This is a genomic window from Shewanella sp. M-Br (assembly GCF_036245925.1).
Classification (GTDB): domain Bacteria; phylum Pseudomonadota; class Gammaproteobacteria; order Enterobacterales; family Shewanellaceae; genus Shewanella; species Shewanella oncorhynchi.
Genome location: NZ_BJBV01000014.1, coordinates 75676 through 95298, shown reverse-complemented (window position 1 = coordinate 95298; position 19623 = coordinate 75676). Strand labels below are relative to the sequence as shown.

Annotated in this window: 11 protein-coding genes and 1 pseudogene; 3 read left to right on the top strand and 9 right to left on the bottom strand. The window is 44.4% G+C overall.

Annotated elements, in window-relative coordinates:
• Window positions 1–25 precede the first annotated feature (25 nt).
• From AAA952_RS13270 to AAA952_RS13255, 4 genes are all read right to left on the bottom strand, one after another.
• A complete protein-coding gene (locus AAA952_RS13270; protein WP_049821715.1) occupies window positions 26–1507 on the bottom strand; it encodes a TrkH family potassium uptake protein in 1482 nt (493 codons plus the stop codon).
• A gap of 655 nt (window positions 1508–2162) precedes the next feature.
• Window positions 2163–3323 carry a trans-sulfuration enzyme family protein gene (locus AAA952_RS13265; protein WP_338257653.1) on the bottom strand — a complete coding sequence of 387 codons (1161 nt, stop codon included), beginning with the start codon at window positions 3321–3323 and terminating at the stop codon, window positions 2163–2165.
• A gap of 18 nt (window positions 3324–3341) precedes the next feature.
• Window positions 3342–4346, bottom strand: coding sequence for an isopenicillin N synthase family dioxygenase (locus AAA952_RS13260; RefSeq protein ID WP_338257651.1), 1005 nt, complete (start codon window positions 4344–4346; stop codon window positions 3342–3344).
• Window positions 4347–4733: 387 nt separating this feature from the next.
• On the bottom strand, window positions 4734–5765 hold the full coding sequence (locus AAA952_RS13255) for an isoaspartyl peptidase/L-asparaginase family protein (protein WP_219252678.1): 1032 nt from the start codon (window positions 5763–5765) through the stop codon (window positions 4734–4736).
• Between the two features lie 120 nt (window positions 5766–5885).
• Here AAA952_RS13255 and AAA952_RS13250 point away from each other — a divergent pair, with 120 nt between their 5' ends.
• Together AAA952_RS13250 and tamB are read left to right on the top strand one after the other, a co-directional pair.
• On the top strand, window positions 5886–7736 hold the full coding sequence (locus AAA952_RS13250; RefSeq protein WP_028760161.1) for an autotransporter assembly complex protein TamA: 1851 nt from the start codon (window positions 5886–5888) through the stop codon (window positions 7734–7736).
• Window positions 7733–11722: an autotransporter assembly complex protein TamB gene (gene tamB, locus AAA952_RS13245; protein WP_338257646.1), complete on the top strand. Its 3990-nt coding sequence runs from the start codon at window positions 7733–7735 to the stop codon at window positions 11720–11722. Before AAA952_RS13250 ends, tamB begins: the two co-directional genes overlap by 4 nt.
• 176 nt (window positions 11723–11898) lie before the next feature.
• Here the strand turns inward: tamB and rplY are convergent, their stop codons facing one another.
• A complete protein-coding gene (gene rplY / locus AAA952_RS13240; protein ID WP_028760163.1) occupies window positions 11899–12186 on the bottom strand; it encodes a 50S ribosomal protein L25 in 288 nt (95 codons plus the stop codon).
• 303 nt (window positions 12187–12489) lie between these two features.
• Here rplY and AAA952_RS13235 point away from each other — a divergent pair, with 303 nt between their 5' ends.
• Entirely contained in the window at window positions 12490–12921 is a 432-nt protein-coding gene (locus AAA952_RS13235) for a hypothetical protein (protein WP_106650352.1), read from the top strand.
• On the opposite strand, the gene AAA952_RS13230 is transcribed toward AAA952_RS13235, so the two are convergent.
• The 4 genes and pseudogenes from AAA952_RS13230 to AAA952_RS13215 form a co-directional block, all read right to left on the bottom strand.
• Complete coding sequence (locus AAA952_RS13230) at window positions 12872–13420, bottom strand: DUF882 domain-containing protein (RefSeq protein ID WP_028760165.1); 549 nt, start codon at window positions 13418–13420, stop codon at window positions 12872–12874. The two genes, AAA952_RS13235 and AAA952_RS13230, sit on opposite strands and share 50 nt — an antisense overlap.
• A gap of 154 nt (window positions 13421–13574) precedes the next feature.
• Window positions 13575–15054, bottom strand: a pseudogene (locus tag AAA952_RS13225) (L,D-transpeptidase family protein).
• A gap of 324 nt (window positions 15055–15378) precedes the next feature.
• Window positions 15379–17562 (bottom strand): glucans biosynthesis glucosyltransferase MdoH, encoded by a 2184-nt coding sequence (gene mdoH / locus AAA952_RS13220; RefSeq protein ID WP_105252289.1) that lies wholly within the window; start codon window positions 17560–17562, stop codon window positions 15379–15381.
• 23 nt (window positions 17563–17585) lie between these two features.
• Entirely contained in the window at window positions 17586–19214 is a 1629-nt protein-coding gene (locus AAA952_RS13215; protein ID WP_263199030.1) for a glucan biosynthesis protein G, read from the bottom strand.
• Between the last annotated feature and the right edge of the window lie 409 nt (window positions 19215–19623).

Here is a 19623-nt window from a genome sequence, read left to right as displayed (position 1 = left end):
AATCAACCATAAAATACACTTAAAATTAAAATCGCCAGAATGCCCGTGAGAAAATAATGAGTACAGGAAATATTTCTAATCGCCCAAAAAGCATAGCGACACACATCAGCCATTTAGCCGCATCTTTTAACGTGCCAAATCCAGATGCAGTGTCACCATAACCAATCCCCATATTATTAATGCACGCGGCGACAGTTCCAAAGGCGGTGGCAAAATCATGTCCAATGGCGACCAATCCCCATACAAAAACGCAAGTAAAAAATATGTACAGGAAAAATAATCCCCATACTGAGCGAATGACTCTGTCTGAAACGACTTGGCCACTGATCTTTGTCGTTAAAATGGCATTAGGATGAACCAATTGATGAATTTCTCGGATCCCTTGACGGTACAAAAGTAAAAATCTGACAGCTTTAATACCGCCACAAGTAGAACCAAAGCATCCACCAAAAAAGCTCGCGCCTAATAATAAAAGCACAATATGACTGGGCCAATTAGGATAACCTGCAGAGCCTAATCCATTGTCCGTCATAACTGAAACCGTTTGAAAAAATCCATGTACCAATGAATCTTTAATATCAAAAGTTTGAGTACGATTCAGCTCTAAACAAGCGATCCCAACAACGATAGATAATATGAGAATAAAAAATCGAACCTCCGCATTATACCAAATAGGCTTGAAGCTTCGCCGAACTAACACTATGTAGTATAAGGCGAAATTGATTGCTGCAAGTATTGAAAACACACCACCCACAAGCTCAATTGCAGCACTGTTATAATATCCTAAGCTGTCGCTATGTGTGGAAAATCCACCCAATGAAACGGTAGATAGGCTATGACATATGGCATTAAACCAATTCATTCCTGCAAGTTTATAAGCAACTGCACAACCTAAGGCAAGTACGCTATAAAGCCCCCATAAATTTCGAGCCGTATCCGCAAGGCGAGGCGTCATCTTTTCCTCTTTCATGGGACCTGGCATCTCAGATTGATATAATTTTGCGCCACCAATACCAAGAAATGGCATAATTGCAACAGCCAAAACAATTATCCCTAACCCACCAAGGAAATTAAGCTGTGCTCGATAAAATAAAATCGATTTGGGTAGTTCATCAATATCTGAAAAAATCGAGGCTCCAGTCGTCGTAATGCCAGACACACCTTCAAACATGGCATCGGTTAAACTCAAGTCCAATCGTCTATCAAGAAGAAAAGGTAATGCACTCATTAAGGAAAATATCAGCCAAAATAAACAAGCGACCATGAAGCCATCACGTTTTTGCAGATTTTTATTTTCCTCACTTGTCATCTTCCAACCGACCACACCAATAAAAAGGGAAAGGAGGAATGTGATTAAAAATGGAGTGATATATCCATCTTTATAAAATAATGCAACAGCGATAGGCATCAACATGGTGAAGCTATATATGACAATCAAAAAGCTACATAGATGAATTATGGTATGAAATCGAGAGCTAGATTTCTGTATTCCACTGACTGCAATCATTCCAACTCACCTTTAGATATTTATCGTGAAAGACTTAATGAATAATTTATTAGGTATCATAAAATACAAGCGCTCACGTCCTGTTCTAAAATTATATGCTATCGATAACAGAGTTAGGTTAGGAAATAGATCGTCCCCTAATACTCTTTGTCGTCTAAGGTGGATTGCAAGTTGACTTATCGTCGCGACAATGGCTATGACAATAAAAGTGATTAGATTGATAAAAACAGCCACATCTATCATTGGGAGAGAATAACAAGGAACATTAAATAAAAAATAAACACGAATAGCTTCAACAAATACAGCCATATACGTATATTGAAAACAACATTGAAGTGTAATCATAACGACAACGAGTTGGAGTACAATAATAATGCTTTAGATGACACCCTCCAAGAGGGTAAATACAAGCAAATAGCGAGTAGGCACTCAGAAATAAAGCTCAACCTAACAGAGAGTTTAAAAACACTTAGTTTGTCCATCAAAATGTAAGTCGTTATGTCATACAGATTTGCACTTTAACAGACGAAAACAATTCTGACGCGTAAAAAAAACGTAAAAAATACGGAAATTAACTTTAGATAGACGAAATTAATAACATTATACGTTTGAAATCCCCAATCAATTTAACTGGGGATGGCTAGTATCAATATGCTTAAATGGCTAAGGCTTGCTCAAGATCGGCAATCAAATCTTGAGGATCTTCGACGCCAATGCTCAATCTAATCAGGTTGTCATTCACCCCTGAAGCTAGCCGACTTGCGGCATCCATAGCAGCATGGGTGGTACTTGCTGGGTGACAGGCAAGACTCTCTAAGTCGCCTAAACTGACCGCTTGAGTAAACAAGTTCAAATGATCTAAAAACTGCGCCGCTCGATTAAAACCCCCTTCGAGCTCAATACTCACCATACCGCCAAAGGCGTTGATGGTTTCACTCAGAACTTGATGACCTTGATCCTCTGCTAGCCCTGGGTAATAAACTTTTGCAATGCTCGGATGGGTTGCAAGAAAAGCGGCGACCTTAGCCGCGCCCGCAAGATGAGCATCCATTCTAAGTGCTAAGGTACGTAAGCCTCGCTGCAATAAATAGGCTTCCTGTGGCCCAATCGCAGCGCCGATATGTTTAAGCGCTATAGTGCGAATAGGTTGCATTAATGCCTTAGGTCCAGCGACAACACCTGCGATTAAATCGCCATGGCCACTTAAATACTTAGTGGCACTGTGCATCACGATATCAATGCCATGTTCCAGCGGTTTGAATAAATACGGGGTTAAAAACGTATTATCACAAATGGTTATAGCGCCCACTTTTTCGGCGGCAAGCTTAACCTTACGGTAGTCACTGACTTTTAAGGTCGGATTGGTGATGGGCTCAAATAAAATAATTTTTGTTTCGGCGGTAATCTCTGCCAACAAATGATCATCGTCTTGATAACGGCGCACAGTAATACCCGCGCGGGTTAACGTTTGGATTAAAAATGCCGCAGTGCCACCATATACCGGGTCGATAAATGCGATTTCATCACCTTGACTGGCTAAGGCATAGAAAATACTGCTGATTGCCGCCATCCCACTCGCAACAACGAGTGCTTCATCAGCCCCTTCCAGTTGTGCTAATTGATATTCAAGCGCCTGCACTGTCGGATTCGCCATGCGACTGTAGATAAAGCCCGGTTGCTCACCTGCAAAACGGGCTCGACCATCCTCGGCACTACCGTAGGCGAAGGTGCTACTTTGATAGATAGGAGTTGTAAGAGCGCCCGTCGAGTTATCAGCGGCATAATGGGTGTGAAGTAATTTAGTTTTAAATTGCATAATAGATCCTAATAACCATTAAATGGCATGAGCGAATGAGGCGTAATGTGCTTGAGCAACGTCGGGATGAGAGCGTAAACGCCCTTTTAATACGTTCTGGCCCACTTGGTGGAAAAGAGGATTTAATGGATCGCTTGCCGGTCCTTGAGCTTGGTTCGCCAGATGCTTTGGCAAAGGTAACAAAGGAACTGTCGCATTCAACTGCGCCGCCATAAAAAAGGCGCACGAATAGCGCTCGACCCCAGCAGGCGGGCTTGCCACCCTATGGTTGGTTGCCTTTAAATACCCATTAGAAGCCAACTCAAGTAATTCACCTATATTCACCACAAAGGCGTCTTCTAATGGCGGTATGCTTAACCAACCGTTGTCAGTCTGAACCTCTAAACCGGATTGCTTATCTTGCAGCACTAAGGTCAAATAGCCAGGATCTTTGTGTGCCCCTACGCCTTGGCCAGAAGTCTGTCCATCCGCGCTGGGATAGCGAATAAGCTTCATATGCTGATAAGGACCCGCTTCAATCGTGGCATCAAAGGCGCTTTCTGGCTGCTCCAGCGCAACAGCTAAAGCCCTCAATAGTGTGACACTGGTATCGGCTAAATCCTGTTGCCATGCCAATAAAGTCGATTTCATCTGTGGTAATTGTGACGGCCATTGATTAGGCCCCTGTAGCTGCCACCATATAGGCACATCAGACTGCTGAGGGTTAGCCACTTCTTCTTGCATGATATCAAACTGTTCCCGTAAGTCCGGTTTCCCTAAGGTCAATTCACCTTGCAAACGGGTATAACCGCGAAAATGCGGTGTATTAGCCATTTTCACCGCAAGTTTATCTACGACGGGCAGCGCAAAGAAATCTGCCGCTAACTGAAGTACTTGCTGCTGTCTAGCAAGCTCAATGCCGTGGCCCGTGAGATAGAAAAACCCTATTCTTCTGGCAGCATCGGCAAGCTTAGTAATAAAAGCGTTACGACGTTGTCCACCGGCATGCCAATCACTTAAATTCAATATCGGTAATTGTTCCATCAATGACTCCCATTTAATGCATTGTCTGAGCCGGATTCTATGCCTTAATGGGTCGATGGATAATGAATTAATAACTATTTGATATATTAAACAGTAATAATAGATCTTTTAGATATATAGACATCTAGGCTTCTACACTGCTAGATTTGAATTTCAAAGGTTAAAACAGCGGTAATTATTAGGCCAACTCAAACCGCACCACTCAGATAAACATCATAAGCCATACTGCTTAATGATCTTTATCTGGTTATTTTTCAATATATTAGTACCATTAAGATATAAAAATAAAAGCGAGTCCACTTTTGCGGCACTCGCTTTTTAAGGTTTCGAAGTTTTAACGTTTCTAAGTCATGTCAGTTATAAACCTAGATGCTTCTACAAATGACATTATTGATCATGCCAAATTAGCACTTGGGCTGGCTCACCATTACTACGGGTGGCGCGGTACATACCTTCGGTATTAAATGGCGTAGCAATATTGCCACGCTGATCGACTGCAATCACACCACCCGAACCGCCAGCAGTGATAAGACGTTGATTAATAACTTCATCTGCAGCCTGAATGATAGATTTTTGCTGATATTTCACCTTGGCACAAATATCCCCCGCGACGAGGTAACGGATAAAGAATTCACCATGACCCGTTGCAGATACGGCACAAACACCGTTTTCAGCATAAGTGCCAGCACCAATGACAGGAGAGTCACCGATACGACCAAAGCGTTTTGCCGTCATACCACCGGTCGATGTACCTGCAGCTAAGTTACCCTTTTTATCTAAGGCGACAGCACCAACGGTACCAAATTTGTAATCGAGGTCCTTCATCTCAACATTAGCAACTTGTTCAGATTTAGCCGCAACTTGCAGTTTTTGCCGTGTATCGAGTAATTGCTGATAACGCTCGTCAGTATCAAAATGATGGTTTGGCACTAAAGTAAAGCCTTGAGTCAGGGCAAATTCTTCCGCTCCTGCGCCCGAGAGCATCACGTGCTCAGATTTATTCATCACGGCCAAGGCTAAGTCAATTGGATTGGCAATATGACGCACTCCAGCGACAGCACCGGCATTCATCGTTTTGCCATCCATAATGGAGGCATCTAATTCATGTCCGCCGTCATAGGTGTAAACCGCGCCTATACCAGCATTAAACAGAGCACTATTTTCAAGGATATTAATTGCGGTTTGTACTGCCACTAAGCTGTCACCGCCCTCCTCTAAGACTTTTGAGCCTTTATCGACCGCTTCCTTTAACTTATCTTTGTAGGCTTGGCGTTGTTCAGGGGTGAGATTAGCTTTAGAAATCGTCCCCGCACCGCCGTGGATCGCAATGGCGAACGGTTTATCATTGGCAAAGGTGTTATGTGACATAAAAAGTAGGCCCGAAATAATTAAACTAAAGGTGGCTAATTTTGTTTTCATTCTTTACATCCCCTTAAAAAGTAGCGTCCTTTGTAACCATTTCATCGTGTAATTTCAATCATCTCCTTGCCTGTTGGTTTTATTCTGGCGACAATGATGCCAAATCACAGGGACTATAAAGTGCAGCCATTTTTGCAAATCACCTCACATTACATTCGTCTTTGCTTGTTTCTGAGTCTGATTTCAGTCACATCAGTCGCGGCAGCAGATGATTTTATCAAATTATCTGTTACAGGCGTGAATGAAGCGCTTCGAAGCAACATAGTTGCTCACTTAGGCGCTTTACCTGAATCTGAGGTGCAGCGCCGTGCCTTTTTGTTTAATGTCGATGACAATATCAGCACCGCCTTAGAATCCATGGGCTACTATCACGGTGAAGTAGAAGAGAAGCTGATTGAGCATGACAAGGGACCGTGGGAATTAAAACTTGAAATCAGCCCCGGCGAGCCAACCATTGTTCAGTGGGTCGATATTAATTTTAGTGGTGAAATGCTTGATGACCGAGCCTTCGATCAATGGCTCGCAAAGGTCAACATTAAACCCGGCGATGTGTTAAATCACGGTGTTTACAGCGACGTAAAATCGCAACTCGTCACCTTAGCCTTGGCACGAGGTTACTTCGATGGCGAATTTACTGAATCACAAATTAAAGTTAACCGCGATATTAATACCGCACAGGTAAGTTTGCATTTTGATTCAGGCAAACGTTACCGATTTGGCCAAGTCAGTTTCGATGGCCATAACTTAGAACCCGATATATTAGAGGATCTTATCCCCTTTAAAGAAGGTGCTTCATACTCAACTCGCCGTGTAAGCGCCTTGAATCGTCAGTTATTAGATACTGGTTATTTCGCCAATATCAAAGTGATCCCGCAAATCGATAACGTCGAAGATAACCATATTCCAATGCGAGTCGAATTAACGCCTAAGGCAAGTCACGCAATTGAACTTGGTTTTGGTGGTGATATTGGCAAAACAGATCAAGCCTTTGATCCGAGGGTGCGCGTGACTTGGCGTACACCACAAATCAATAAATATGGGCATTCCCAAGAAACCAGTCTCGAATGGTCGCCCGATAGACCAAAGTTATTAACCACTTATACGATTCCGCTCACACATCCCTTAGACGATCAATTAAAGATCCGCCTCGGTTTGCTGCGGGACAAATACGGTGTGACTCAAGTATATGATGCCGAGAATCGTGATTTTAGTAACACAGGCCAGCTCGAGTCGACTAAGTACCTTCTGGGGCTATTACGTCAGCAAAGACTAGAAAATCAATGGCTAATGAGTTATTCGTTGGAGGCCATACGCGAAGAATATACTCAGTCTGACGTCGATTATATGCCGTCATTTTATCTGGCAGGAATTAACTTTTCTCGGACTAGCCGGGGGGATAACTCACTGGATCCTAAATCCGGGTTTAGACAAATTTACAGCCTAGACTATGCCGATCCCTATTTAGGATCAGAAACCCGCCTAGCACGCTTGCAAGCTAAATTTAAATGGATTGATACCTTCTTCGATAACCACAGAATCGTCGCTCGTATTGATTTAGCCGCCAACTTAGCTAACGAAAATGATCTTGCCTCTATCCCACCATCACTACGCTATTTTGCCGGTGGCGATCAGAGTGTCCGCGGTTATGGTTATCAAGAACTCGGCCCCTATTTAGACTATGTTGCTGACGATGGAAAAACCAATCGCGAGGTTATCGGTGGTCGCTATTTAATGGTTGGTAGTTTGGAATATCAATATTATGTGACCCCCACTTGGCGGGTCGGCACATTTATCGATGCAGGTAACGCCTTCGATAATAATCAATTTGAACCTGTCGTATCTGTCGGTGGCGGTATCCATTGGATCTCCCCGATTGGTCCAATCAAATTAGATTTAGGGGTCGGATTGAAAGAAACTGAGACCATTGAAAGATCATGGCGAATTCACCTAACCATGGGGACAGATCTATGAGCCAGCCCCCAGAGCATAATAAGCCAAGCGAACAAGATATCGTTGATAATCCCATCATTGAAGCCAATGAAGCCGAAGCCACTGAAACCATAGTGACCTCTGTCACCCCATCGATGTCATTCATTCAAAGACTATGGCGGCAGTTCAAACTCTGGACTCGGATTATTATCTATGTGCCATTAGGGCTTTTAGTGTTAATCGCCCTATTACTCGGCACTGAATTTGGCTCGCGCATTACCGTGGGTTTAGCCGATCAATTTGTACCCGATCTTGAACTGACTTATACCTCTGGTTCTATTAACAAAGACTTAGCCCTATCTCACGCGGCTTGGTCTATGGCCGGAATGAACGTGCAACTTGAGGATCTGCATTTACTGTGGCAACCCGCCTGTTTGCTACAAAAACGCTTATGCGTGAATAGCTTATCTGCGGCCAAAGTCGATGTCACTATTGATACCCTAGCGCTTTCTGCAGACTCAAACGAAGCGCCAGTCGCGCCACTTGATGAAGAACCCAGCGAGCTCCTATTACCCTTTGATATTGTTTTAGATTCTGCTGAACTCAATGGCGTTAATATCCAAGTGGATGATATGCAATTTACCGCTAATCGTCTTAACGCAGAAGCACAATGGTTTACCGAAGGTTTGTCGGTTAAACAGCTATCCAGCGAAGGATTATTCGTACTGATCCCTGCATCAACCGATGTAGCAACACAAACTAGCACGGCAACGGTAACGAATGCAGCAGATCCCAACACGGCCACGGGAACAACACCGACACCATCGGCCAGTCCGTCGCTACCAAAAGAGGCTGAATGGGCTTTAGCACAATTGCCACAGGTATTTATGCCTTTCCCTGTGACGGTCAATGCCCTAACGCTAGACAACACCACACTGCAAATCGGCGATCGTAAAGATGTTTTTAGCCATGCAGAACTACAAGGCAGTTTCCGTGAATACCAATTGACCTTACACCATCTCGCCATTAGCCACACCGATGGCAGCGCCGATATCACAGGCAGCCTAACACTGGATAAAGATTATCCACTCGATTTAGAGGCAAATCTCACCCTTAACCAACTAGTCGAATTGCCAGAGCTCACTCATCAAGTATTAACGTTAAAGCTGAGCCAAAGTTTAGGGCAACTTCAGGTGAATGCCGTCGCCAAGGGCGATGCCGACTTTACGCTAGATGGCCAAATAACACTGCAAGACCCTAACCTGCCCTACAAGGTGAAACTTGAACAGACACGGCTTCAGTGGCCACTGAAGAACCCTCAATACTCGGTAAGCAATGCCACTCTCGATAGCCAAGGCGACCTCAATCGGCAAGAGGCGAGTCTTACTGGCAAACTGATCACACCCTTTCACAAAGTGCTCGACATAGACACTGACATCCAACATCAAGATGCTAAGTTAACCATCAATAACCTTGATGTAATGGGCGCGATTGGTAAGGTCAAACTCACAGGCGAACTCGATTATCAAAAAGCCATTAGCTGGAACGCCAATCTCTGGATCAATGACGTCAAATTGCAAGAAATACAGCTGCCACAAACGGATACAGCGCAAAGTAAAACGGGTTTACCGGACAGTTTGATTTCAGGAAAATTACGCACTAAAGGCTCATTTACAGACCCCCGTTGGCAAGTATCCCTGAGCGATACTGAGCTCACTGGCACTTTGCAAGGTTATCCCTTCGATATTACAGGGGATATCAGTGTGAATGATTCCCTGTATGTCAGTGCTAAGGGGCTGAACGCCAAAGTACTAGGTTCAACTCTGGCACTCAAAGGCGAAGCCAATGCCAACTGGAATCTCCAAGGTGAATTACAAGTGCCCGACTTTGGCCTGTGGTTACCTAAGGCCAGCGGCCAACTACAGGCGCAGATCAATGTCACTGGTGACGAGAAACACCCCCAGGTCGAGCTTACAGCGCAGCTGGCAGAACTTTACTATCAAAACATTAAACTGCAGGAATCTAATTTAAAGGCCTATTACAAGCCGCTAGATCAACATGAATTTGCTATCTCGCTAAAATCAAAAACCTTACAGATTGCAGAACAAAATTTAGATACAGTGACACTCGGGGCGAAAGGTACCATTAACGCTCAAAAACTCACTCTCAACGCCACGGGCGATCTTGGGCTCGATGCAACGATGAGCAGCCAATACGATGTGAAGAAGTCACGACTACAGCTCGATGTTGATCGTTTAAATCTCAACACGCCCGTAGGCCTATGGCAGCTCGATAACACCATTAATCTGGCTTGGGACCAAATCAAGAATCAAGGCAGCATTACGCCCTTTTGCCTCATGAATCCCAATAGCCGTATCTGCCTAAACAGTAATACACCAATAGGTAAAAAAGGCAGTGCACAGGTGAGCTACTCAGGTAATCCAGGGCAATTACTTGTCCCAATATTACCAACGAATATGCGTTGGAATGGCCCTGCATCGCTATTAGCCAATGTTGCATGGGCTGCTGGCCGTAAGCCTACTGCCGATGTGAACTTTGATTTTGCTCCCGGCAGCATTATGCTCAAACGGGATAAAAATCGTGAAGTCACCATTAATTACCAAAACCTGTCATTAAAAGCGACCTTAGATGCAAAACGGCTGGCGACGGTTTTAGATTTTGAATCAGAAGGCGTGGCCAGTTGGCAGAGTGAGATTAACGTCAATGTCACACCTGATCGCACTCTGTCAGGTTATGCCAATATCAAGCAAATCAACTTGCAGCCACTTGGGGAGTTTTTCCCTCAATTAAATACAGTGCAAGGTTTGCTAACGAGTCAACTTAACTTTGCGGGTAGTCTAGATGCGCCCGAAGTATCGGGGAGCATGGCCTTAACTGAGGGCGCCTTAGCCCTAACTGCAAACCCAACATTAATCGACAAAATTGACATGTCGATGTCATTTGCGGGTCAACAAGCGCAGCTTAAGGGACGCTGGATGATGGGCAATGGTTTAGGTAGAGTGAATGGTCAACTGCAATGGCCCCAAGGTCAATTTAGTGGCGAGTTAGCCCTCGAAGGCGATAAGCTCGCCGTGATCCAACCGCCACTGGCTATTCTCGATGTCTCCCCCGAGATCAACTTAACCTTCAACAGTAAGCAACTGGCAGTAAAAGGAAAAATAGCAGTACCTTCTGGCAACATTAAAATTGTGCCATTAGCGGAAGGCGGTGTCGCAGCCTCCGAAGACGTGGTATTTGACGACTCCATTGCCGCCACTCAGCCTAAAACTAGCCCCTACGCCATCGTTGCAGATCTGAATATCAGTGTGGGGAACGAACTCAGAATTGATGGTATGGGCCTCAAAGGTAAACTCCAAGGGACCTTAAAGCTACAGCAGCAAGCTTTCCGTCCTCCTTTGCTCTTCGGTAATATCAAAGTCAATCAAGGTAGCTACAAGTTTATGGGCCAAACCCTAAAAATCCGCACTGGTGAAGTGCAATTTGTGGGGCCAACGTCATTACCAAACCTGAATATTGAAGCAATACGGGAAATTAAGACTGAAGACTTAGTGGCAGGTGTACGCGTCACAGGCACGCCATCACGCCCAGTGGTGACCTTATTCTCCAATCCCGCCAAAGAGCAGGCCGAAATCTTGTCTTACATTATCAAAGGCAGTGGCTTTAACAGCGCCAATAATGAGCAAAATAACTCGCTGATGATGGGGGCTGCACTCGGTTTAGGATCACAGGTGGGCGGTGGCGCAATTAACAACCTAGGGAATACCGCGACAGGACTCATTGAAGAGTTTGGTTTCTCTAACGTGCAACTCGACACTAATGATGAAGGGCGTGTGGCGATCAGTGGCTTTATCGGCGATAACTTAATGGTGAAATACGGAGTAGGTGTATTTAACCCTGGTTACGAAATGACAGTCAGGTATTACTTACTCTCACAACTCTATCTAGAAACCGTGTCAGGCACTTTAGGCCAATCACTTGATATCTATTACAACTTCAATATCAAGTAACCATATGAATACCAAGATATTGACACTGAAAACTCTAGCCAAACAATCTCAAAATACGCGTTACAGTATGTTGAGGTTGTTTGGGTAAAGCCTAAGTGTCTACCCATAAATACAAACAACTAAAAATCAGCCACAAAAAAAGCGCCCTTAGGCGCTTTTTGCTTCAGTTACGACAATTAAGCGTAAACGAAGTCAACATGTTCAATGATTGGCTTGAACACGTGGCGTTGCATAGCTTGTGCACGAACACCCACTTCTTTACCATCAACAACGATAGTCAGAGTAGAAGTGTAGAAGTCAGCATTAGCTTGAATGTTAATGATATCTTTGTGATCAAAAACAATAGAAACTGGCTCTTTGCCTTGGCCATAAATAACAGCAGGTACTTTACCAGCATGGCGTAGGCGGCGGCTCGAACCTTTCCCTATTTCAGTGCGGGTTTGTGCTTGGATAGTGTAAGACATGTGTTTCTCACTTAAATTTAGAGTAAAAAGTTGCCGGCATTTTCGACCAATGACGGCTCATATAAAGCGCGCGAATACTAACATAGATACCCAAGGCGCACAAGAATACCGCAAACCCTCTATTTATCGGCGTCAGCGTTAGCAAAACAGACCGCTATTTATCAAATTGAGGAACTTGTATCTTGGCTGTTACGGCAGAGAAAAGGCTTTGATCTCAAACAAAAAACACGAGATCTAGATCACACTGGGAAATTGAGAAGCCTGTTAAGCTCGGGCAAATTTCGATAACTGCTGTGTCAAAAAATGCGTCATGCGCTATACCAGTTACAACAAGAAAATAGACTTTCATGCCAACTGGCCCGTGAACTCGTCTCTCTTATCGAAACCGTTCCTTATCAGCAAAATACCCTCGAATTAAAATTCTTAGAATTGCTTGCCTGCACCCAACAAAAAAACCGCAGCTTGATCTTACTTATGCAAATTATTGAGTCTGTCGATATTGAGTCACAGAGGCAAAGACAATATCAATTTTCACAACGTCTCAGCCTATTGATCTGTGATTGGCAACAACATAGAGAAATGAACAAACTCAATCAACAATTTATCCCGCTGCTCAGACATTACTTGATCGAATCGCAAGCCTTGGAACAAGATTTTTATCAGCAGATCCAACAACAGATCATTGCTACCAGTGCCTTACCGGACCACAATCGACGTGCACAAAGCCAGAATTAGGGTAATAACCCACACCACCGAGTTTCAGGGATAAAGCCGCTTCTCTGAGGGTTTTTAGTTTAACGCTAGGGATCGCTATGTCCATCGCCATGCCGCGCATGTGATAACTCTTCTTAGCAACTCCGCCACTGTGGCTCACGAGCATGGCATTGGTTTTTGGTGAACGGTAACCGGAAATCACATGGATTTCATCGTTGGTATTCAAGGTTGTTTTGAGCGAGTGGAGTAAATCAAATAAGCGCTTATCCATAGGTGCTGCCACATTCTGACGATGATCCCGCAGCAAATGATTAAAATTGTCTAACACCTTGCTCTGATAATGACCATCTACCCAGTAACTACCGTCATCGCGCTCGCCAGTATGACGATTAAACAAACTTAACTCGCGGATCCCTTTGGTTGAACGGCTGGCAACCGCTTTTGAGGGAATAAAGGAACATAATGCCACACCACTAAGGCCTAACAATAACTGCCTACGGGCAGGACATATTAAAGTCACATGATCACCTTTTGTATGCTTTTTGGTCACTAGTAAGGCAAATTATACTGAATAAGCCCTAAGATCAAGTTTTGCCAACCCCATTCTGAGTAGGATTTCAAAATGCCAAGCGAGTTCAGATGCTTATCTTGCTCAACTTTACAGCACAAAAACGTTAATGTTGTTCCAAAACCGTGGCAGGCACAGCATTCGTCAGCTCAAGCTCCAAATGATAAATGTCGCGACGGTATTGATCCTGCCCACTATCGTCTAACCATGCAGTCCAGTAAACCAGATGCACTGGCAGCTTTTCGGAAAGTGAAAACCACTGAGGCTCAGTAATACCAGGGGCTAACTTGTCCCATAAACGTTTGTCTTTTACTAAATGCTCTTTAAACCACTGGGCTAATTCAGTGGCTTTTTCAATACGAATACACCCAGATGATAGTGCCCTATCGTCCTTTTTAAAGAGACTTGGCTCAGAAGTTCCATGTAAATAGACACTGAAACTGTTATCAAAGTGAAACTTATATTTACCTAATGCATTCTTCGCCCCAGGGCGTTGTACAAGCTGATAGGGAAACGAAGCGCTGGCTAAGGCCTGCCATTCCTCTGGCATGCGTTGTACCCGTTGACCGTTATAATCGTACACATCAAATTGACGTTCATTAAGATAATGACCATTTCGCTGAATTTGCGGCAGAATGTCCCGCCGTAAAATGCTGCTAGGCACTCGCCAACTGGGGTTAAGCACCACGCTAGAAATCTGACTGTCCAAAATCGGTGTTTGCCGAGAAGATTTACCCACAATGACCTTGGAACTTAACACTGGCGTACCATTATCGACCAACGTCATCTCAAAAGCGGGCACATTAATCAGCAAATAACTCGGCTCTAATTTACGTTCAAACACTCTTTGTCGAATAGTGTTTTTAGCTAATAGTACCGCCCTCGCCCTTGGCGATTGGTTCACCCAAAATAAGGTCTGCTTACCTATCACCCCGTCCTGTTTTAGCCCATGCTTTTGCTGAAAGCGCTTAATGCCAATCATAAGTTCTTCGGTATAAACTTGATTCACTCTAAGCTCAGTGGCTAAGTCTCCCAATATCCACACACGCTTTGCTATGGTATCAACGATTTGATGACTCATTCCTAAGGTTAACTTTTCATCTAGCACTAAAGTTTCCCATGGTTCAATTGTGTCCAATTGCACTAAATGGGCGATTTGCTTAAGCACCCTTTGATATTGGGGATCCTCTGGAATAACGGATGAAACCGTCTCTGGGGCTCCAGCGTTGTTACATTCAACGGATGTCATCACATAATGCCAGTAACCGGTAACATCAGCTTGGATTCGTACTAAATCAGCAGTAGATAAGGTATTAGGAGAAAGTGTTAAGTCACGATAATGCTGACCAAATACCGGATTAACGCCTGCGAGATCCAATAGCAACACCTGTGGCACTAAGGCCGCAAGCGGCAGCACAGCAGTAAGATCTTCAGTTTTACCCTCAAGATTTGGCTGCGCAGCAATACTCGAATTTGATGTCAGGGATTGAGCGCCATCAGCTGCACCTACCTTTGGCACTAAAATTATTGGAATACAGAAAAAAAAGGCTGAGTAATAGTTGCGCTAGATTACGCCTCGTCGGCATAGGGTTAATCTGCAATGCTTTCAAGTTCGCGATGTGGAACTCCTGCTCTATCAATTTGAGTTCTCTCACGTTTAGCGTTACACGCATGGATGGGGGCAAATAGCGAATGATCTTTTTCAATATCATAAATACTCCCTTAGCTATTTTTAAGGTCACCTGAGAGCCAGCGGTAATATCAGTCAACAACACTATGATATAACTATTCCATGGAGATCAATTAATTACTAGGGGTTAACTCAAGATAACAAAAAGAAAAATGCCACTGAGGTCGTCAGTGGCATTGATATCAAACAAACTCGCATAAATATGCTGAGCAAGTGCTCGTTAGCAAAAAGACACGAGATCTTCTTCGACAAATTGCTCTGGTAATTTCTGTAGGCTACGTAACATCAAAGGATTTGCCAACACCATCGCCATTTCTTGACGATTGAGTAAAGCTAATGCGCTCTGTTGACAACGAGCTTCATGCACCTTCACATGTACTATGGCTTCCATCGCTTCAATTGGTGTACCCGCAGCACGCAAAGGCTGTTTATCCACCATGGCTAAATGCAATTCCATCAACGCAGGGTCTTTAAGTACCTGTGCTAACGTCCAAGGCTCAGCAATGTGTCTTTGGTAAGCGGCGCGCGCTTCTTGCGCTTGCAGACAAATTTGCGCAGGGTTACGTTCTTCTGGTGTTGCAAGAATACCGGCACGCTTGAACACTTCGCCAATTTTGACTGAACCTGTCCATGCAGAAATTGGCACAGCAATCCACAGACCGATCAACGCCGGACTCATCCAAGCTAACAAAGTCAAAGAATCCAAAATAGCCGCATAACCTAACATCACACCTGCCAGCATATGCCAGCGGTGACGATAAATTAACGTCATCCAAGGCATACTGCCGTCATCACGACGTTGCGGCGACCAACCACTGTCCCGCCCCATCAGAATTGACATCACAGCACCACAATGGATAAACATCATGATAGGTGCAATCAGCGCTGAAAGTATGACCTCAAAGATTACACTAAATATCGCTTTAATTCGACCACCAACACTGCGAGCAAACTCACCGTCTTTAAGCAGCAACAAGACACCAAATACTTTAGGGCCAAACAAAACCCCCATAGTAATGTAGAACAATCTTAATGCCCTATCCGAGTCCATGATGGGCCAAGTCGGGAACAGTGAAAATTGATCGGTGAAATATTCAGGTCGAATAAAGTGTGCCTGCAAAGCCAACATCAAACCGGTCAAAATCAACATCAACCAGAAAGGAGATGACAAATAAGCCATGATACCCGTCAGTAAATGTAAACGGCTTACCCAGTGCAAACCTTTAGTCGGCAAAATACGCGAATGCTGCAAGTTACCTTGGCACCAGCGGCGATCACGCACGGCTAAGTCGATAATCGACGGTGGACATTCTTCGTATGAACCCGGTAAGTCATAGGCAATGACCACACTCCAACCCGCACGGCGGATCAGCGCAGCTTCAACAAAGTCATGGCTCATGATGTGACCACCAAAAGGTGGCTTACCCTTAAGGTTGGGTAATCCGGCCGCGGTCATAAAGGCTTCGGTGCGGATTATGGCGTTGTGGCCCCAGAAGTTACCTTCTTTTTGTACCCACCAGCCTAACCCGGTACCAATTACCGGACCATAAATACGCGCCGCAAATTGCTGTAAACGGGCCATTAAAGTGGTGCCATTGATCAACGACGGAATCGTTTGGATCAAACCCGCATCAGGATCGGCCTGCATGCGCTGAGCTAAGCCAGTGATGGTTGAAGACTCCATCAAACTGTCGGCATCAAGCACTAACAAGTGATCATAACGCGACCCCCAACGACGGCAAAAATCGGCTACGTTACCCGCTTTACGGGCGACGTTTTTACGACGGCGACGGTAATACACCCGCGAATGCTTATGGGTTTCTTGACGTAACACCAGAAACGCCTGCTCTTCGAGCAAAGCAATATCGGGATCGGTAGTATCACTTAAGATAAACCAATCAAAAGCATGACCATGACCCGTTTGCGACAAGGTTTCAGCCATCACTGAAACCGCCGAGAATACCCTATCAGGAGATTCGTTATAGGTCGGCATCAAAATCGCGGTTCGCGTATGCAGTTCAGTCACTTGTAAATCTTTTGCCCGCGGTTTTCGCAGTAAAATTAAAAAACCTGCAATACCGCTACAAAACGCCAAAGCAATCCAGCAGAAATTAACCGCAAACAGCACTAGCACTAAATATTCCAGAGGAGTAATTCCGCCAATGCTAAATACCGCCCCCATTTCATAGATAGCAAACAAAGATAATAATAAAGCCCCACCCACCACAAACACACGACGGTAGGTACGCGAGCGTACCCCATCAGCCACAGTGCTACGGCGAGGGAATCCCTCTGGCATCTTACTTAAATTTTGGGGTTCCATAGCGCCAGGCCGTTCATTTGGCATAGCACTACCACCCACGAGGACTTCCGTCTCGAGTACCGAGTTATCGGATACAGTCATATCATGTTGCTCCGTCATGAACCTTACAGCGTCCAGCGATAGAGCCAGGTTTCAACCTGACGAGGAGTTGGGAACTTAAGTTCAGCGCGCAGTTCGATAAGATCTTTATCTTCTGGCTCTAATTCAAAAGCTAAGCGATAGCCATTTTTAGCGGCATTACGGGCAATCACCACGTTCGTGACCACACCACTAGAAGCTTCAACTTTAGCGACTGGCATTTCATCTGTCATCGGACCTTCAACTTGATAGTCGACCACAAATAAACGTCTTGGAGTCGCTTTAGCAATATCGGCACGACCACTGGCAGAGCGAGAAATATGTACAGCACCGACTTTCGCAGCAGGTTCTTCACCCCAACTCATGCGATAGGCAAAATGAAATTCACCGCCAGCAGGAATAGGCTGACGTGGTTTCCAATAACTAACAATGTTGTCATGAATCTCAGACTCTGTCGGAATTTCAGTCAACACCACAGAACCTTGCCCCCAATTACCCACAGGCTCAATCCATAGGCTTGGGCGACGTTCGTAATGGGCTTCTAAATCTTGATATGACGCATAGTCACGCTCACGTTGGATCAGACCAAATCCCTGAGGCGAGTTGTCAGAAAACGCACTGACTTGTAACTGACGTGGATTAGCCAATGGGCGCCATAAATGCTCACCACGACCATTTAACATCAATAAACCATCAGAATCATGTACTTCAGGTCTAAAATCATCGGTGTCGTGACGACCATTGAGTGAATGTAAGAACATGCTAGTGCTTGGTGCTAAACCGACTTTGCTCAGCTCAACACGAGGAAACAGTGTCGCTTCTACATCAATCAAGGTGTTATCACCGGGACGGACAGAGAAAGTATAGGCACCTGCTACGCTTGGGCTATCTAACAAGGCATGCACAACAATCAAGTTGCTGTCATTGTGTGGACGCTCAACCCAGAAGGCGCGAAATATCGGGAATTCTTCCCCTTCAGCGTCAGCCGTTTTTAACGCCAAACCGCGGGAAGATAAGCCATAGGCGTTACCTTTACCTAAAGCACGGAAATAACTCGCACCTTGGAATACCATAAGCTCGTCAAATACACCGTTCGTATTCAATTGGTTATGAATACGGAATCCTGAGTAGCCAATGTCATCATTTGGTAGCGCTTGAGTAATCACTTCACCCGCGGTGAAATATTTAGGCTCATAGGCTAAGTGCGTTGCATTCTGACCTTCTACAATCGCAATCTCGATCAGATCTTGAAAATAGAAACCACGGTGGAACATTTGCATTTGAAATGGCACGCCCTGATCACGCCAAATAGACGCAGTCGGGTTAAAACGAATATCTCTGTACTCATCGTATGACAGTTTAGCAAGGCCAGCTGGCAAAGGATCTTTGAGGGTCACATAAGGTTTCGCTGCCAAACGTTTTGCAATCTTCACGACAGTTTCGCTATCAAAAGCGCCTGTCTTAGTGAATCTGATTTGATTTTTTGTACTGGGCTGAGAAATCACTTTCGGTGGAGTAACCACAGGAACTGCCTCGGCGGGTTTTGTCTCTTCAGCGTACGCGACACCAGACAGGGCGACTACAGCGCCTAGCGTCAGTGAACATATGAGTGACGAATAAGGTTTGGACGATGGGCAACGCAACAAGCTAACCATAGATAGGTAACCTAAAAAATAAACTAAGAAATCAATGTTTTTTATGTATACAGTGAATTTTTTTCACTCTGATTTAGGGATGAAAAAAAACAGTTGCTTACATATCGCGAAAGATATCAGAAGGAGAAAAAAACTCATAAATAAAGATGCAGTTAACCCCTTCTACACAATACTATTTGAGAATAAGCTTATACCAAAAATGAATATTAAAATAACATTATCATGCTTATTTCTGTTTTCAAAGTTACAAAAACAAATTAAGTGATCCAAATGCTACATTATTGAAAGTAAAATGAGCCTTTTTACGCCTCAACTAAGTGTTGATGATCTTAGATGAAATATCACAATAAGCGAATCAATCTGTTGGTAAGCCTAAGGATTAACACTAAGACAGCAGGAAAATTCAAAA

Bases quoted from the DNA above. Each gene is read 5' to 3' on its own strand.
- AAA952_RS13235 (WP_106650352.1), top strand. From the start codon at position 12,490: ATGCGTCATGCGCTATACCAGTTACAACAAGAAAATAGACTTTCATGC.
- AAA952_RS13215 (WP_263199030.1), bottom strand. From the start codon at position 19,214: ATGGTTAGCTTGTTGCGTTGCCCATCGTCCAAACCTTATTCGTCACTC.
- mdoH (WP_105252289.1), bottom strand. From the start codon at position 17,562: ATGACTGTATCCGATAACTCGGTACTCGAGACGGAAGTCCTCGTGGGT.
- tamB (WP_338257646.1), top strand. From the start codon at position 7,733: ATGAGCCAGCCCCCAGAGCATAATAAGCCAAGCGAACAAGATATCGTT.
- AAA952_RS13260 (WP_338257651.1), bottom strand. From the start codon at position 4,346: ATGGAACAATTACCGATATTGAATTTAAGTGATTGGCATGCCGGTGGA.
- AAA952_RS13265 (WP_338257653.1), bottom strand. From the start codon at position 3,323: ATGCAATTTAAAACTAAATTACTTCACACCCATTATGCCGCTGATAAC.
- rplY (WP_028760163.1), bottom strand. From the start codon at position 12,186: ATGTCTTACACTATCCAAGCACAAACCCGCACTGAAATAGGGAAAGGT.
- AAA952_RS13255 (WP_219252678.1), bottom strand. From the start codon at position 5,765: ATGAAAACAAAATTAGCCACCTTTAGTTTAATTATTTCGGGCCTACTT.
- AAA952_RS13270 (WP_049821715.1), bottom strand. From the start codon at position 1,507: ATGATTGCAGTCAGTGGAATACAGAAATCTAGCTCTCGATTTCATACC.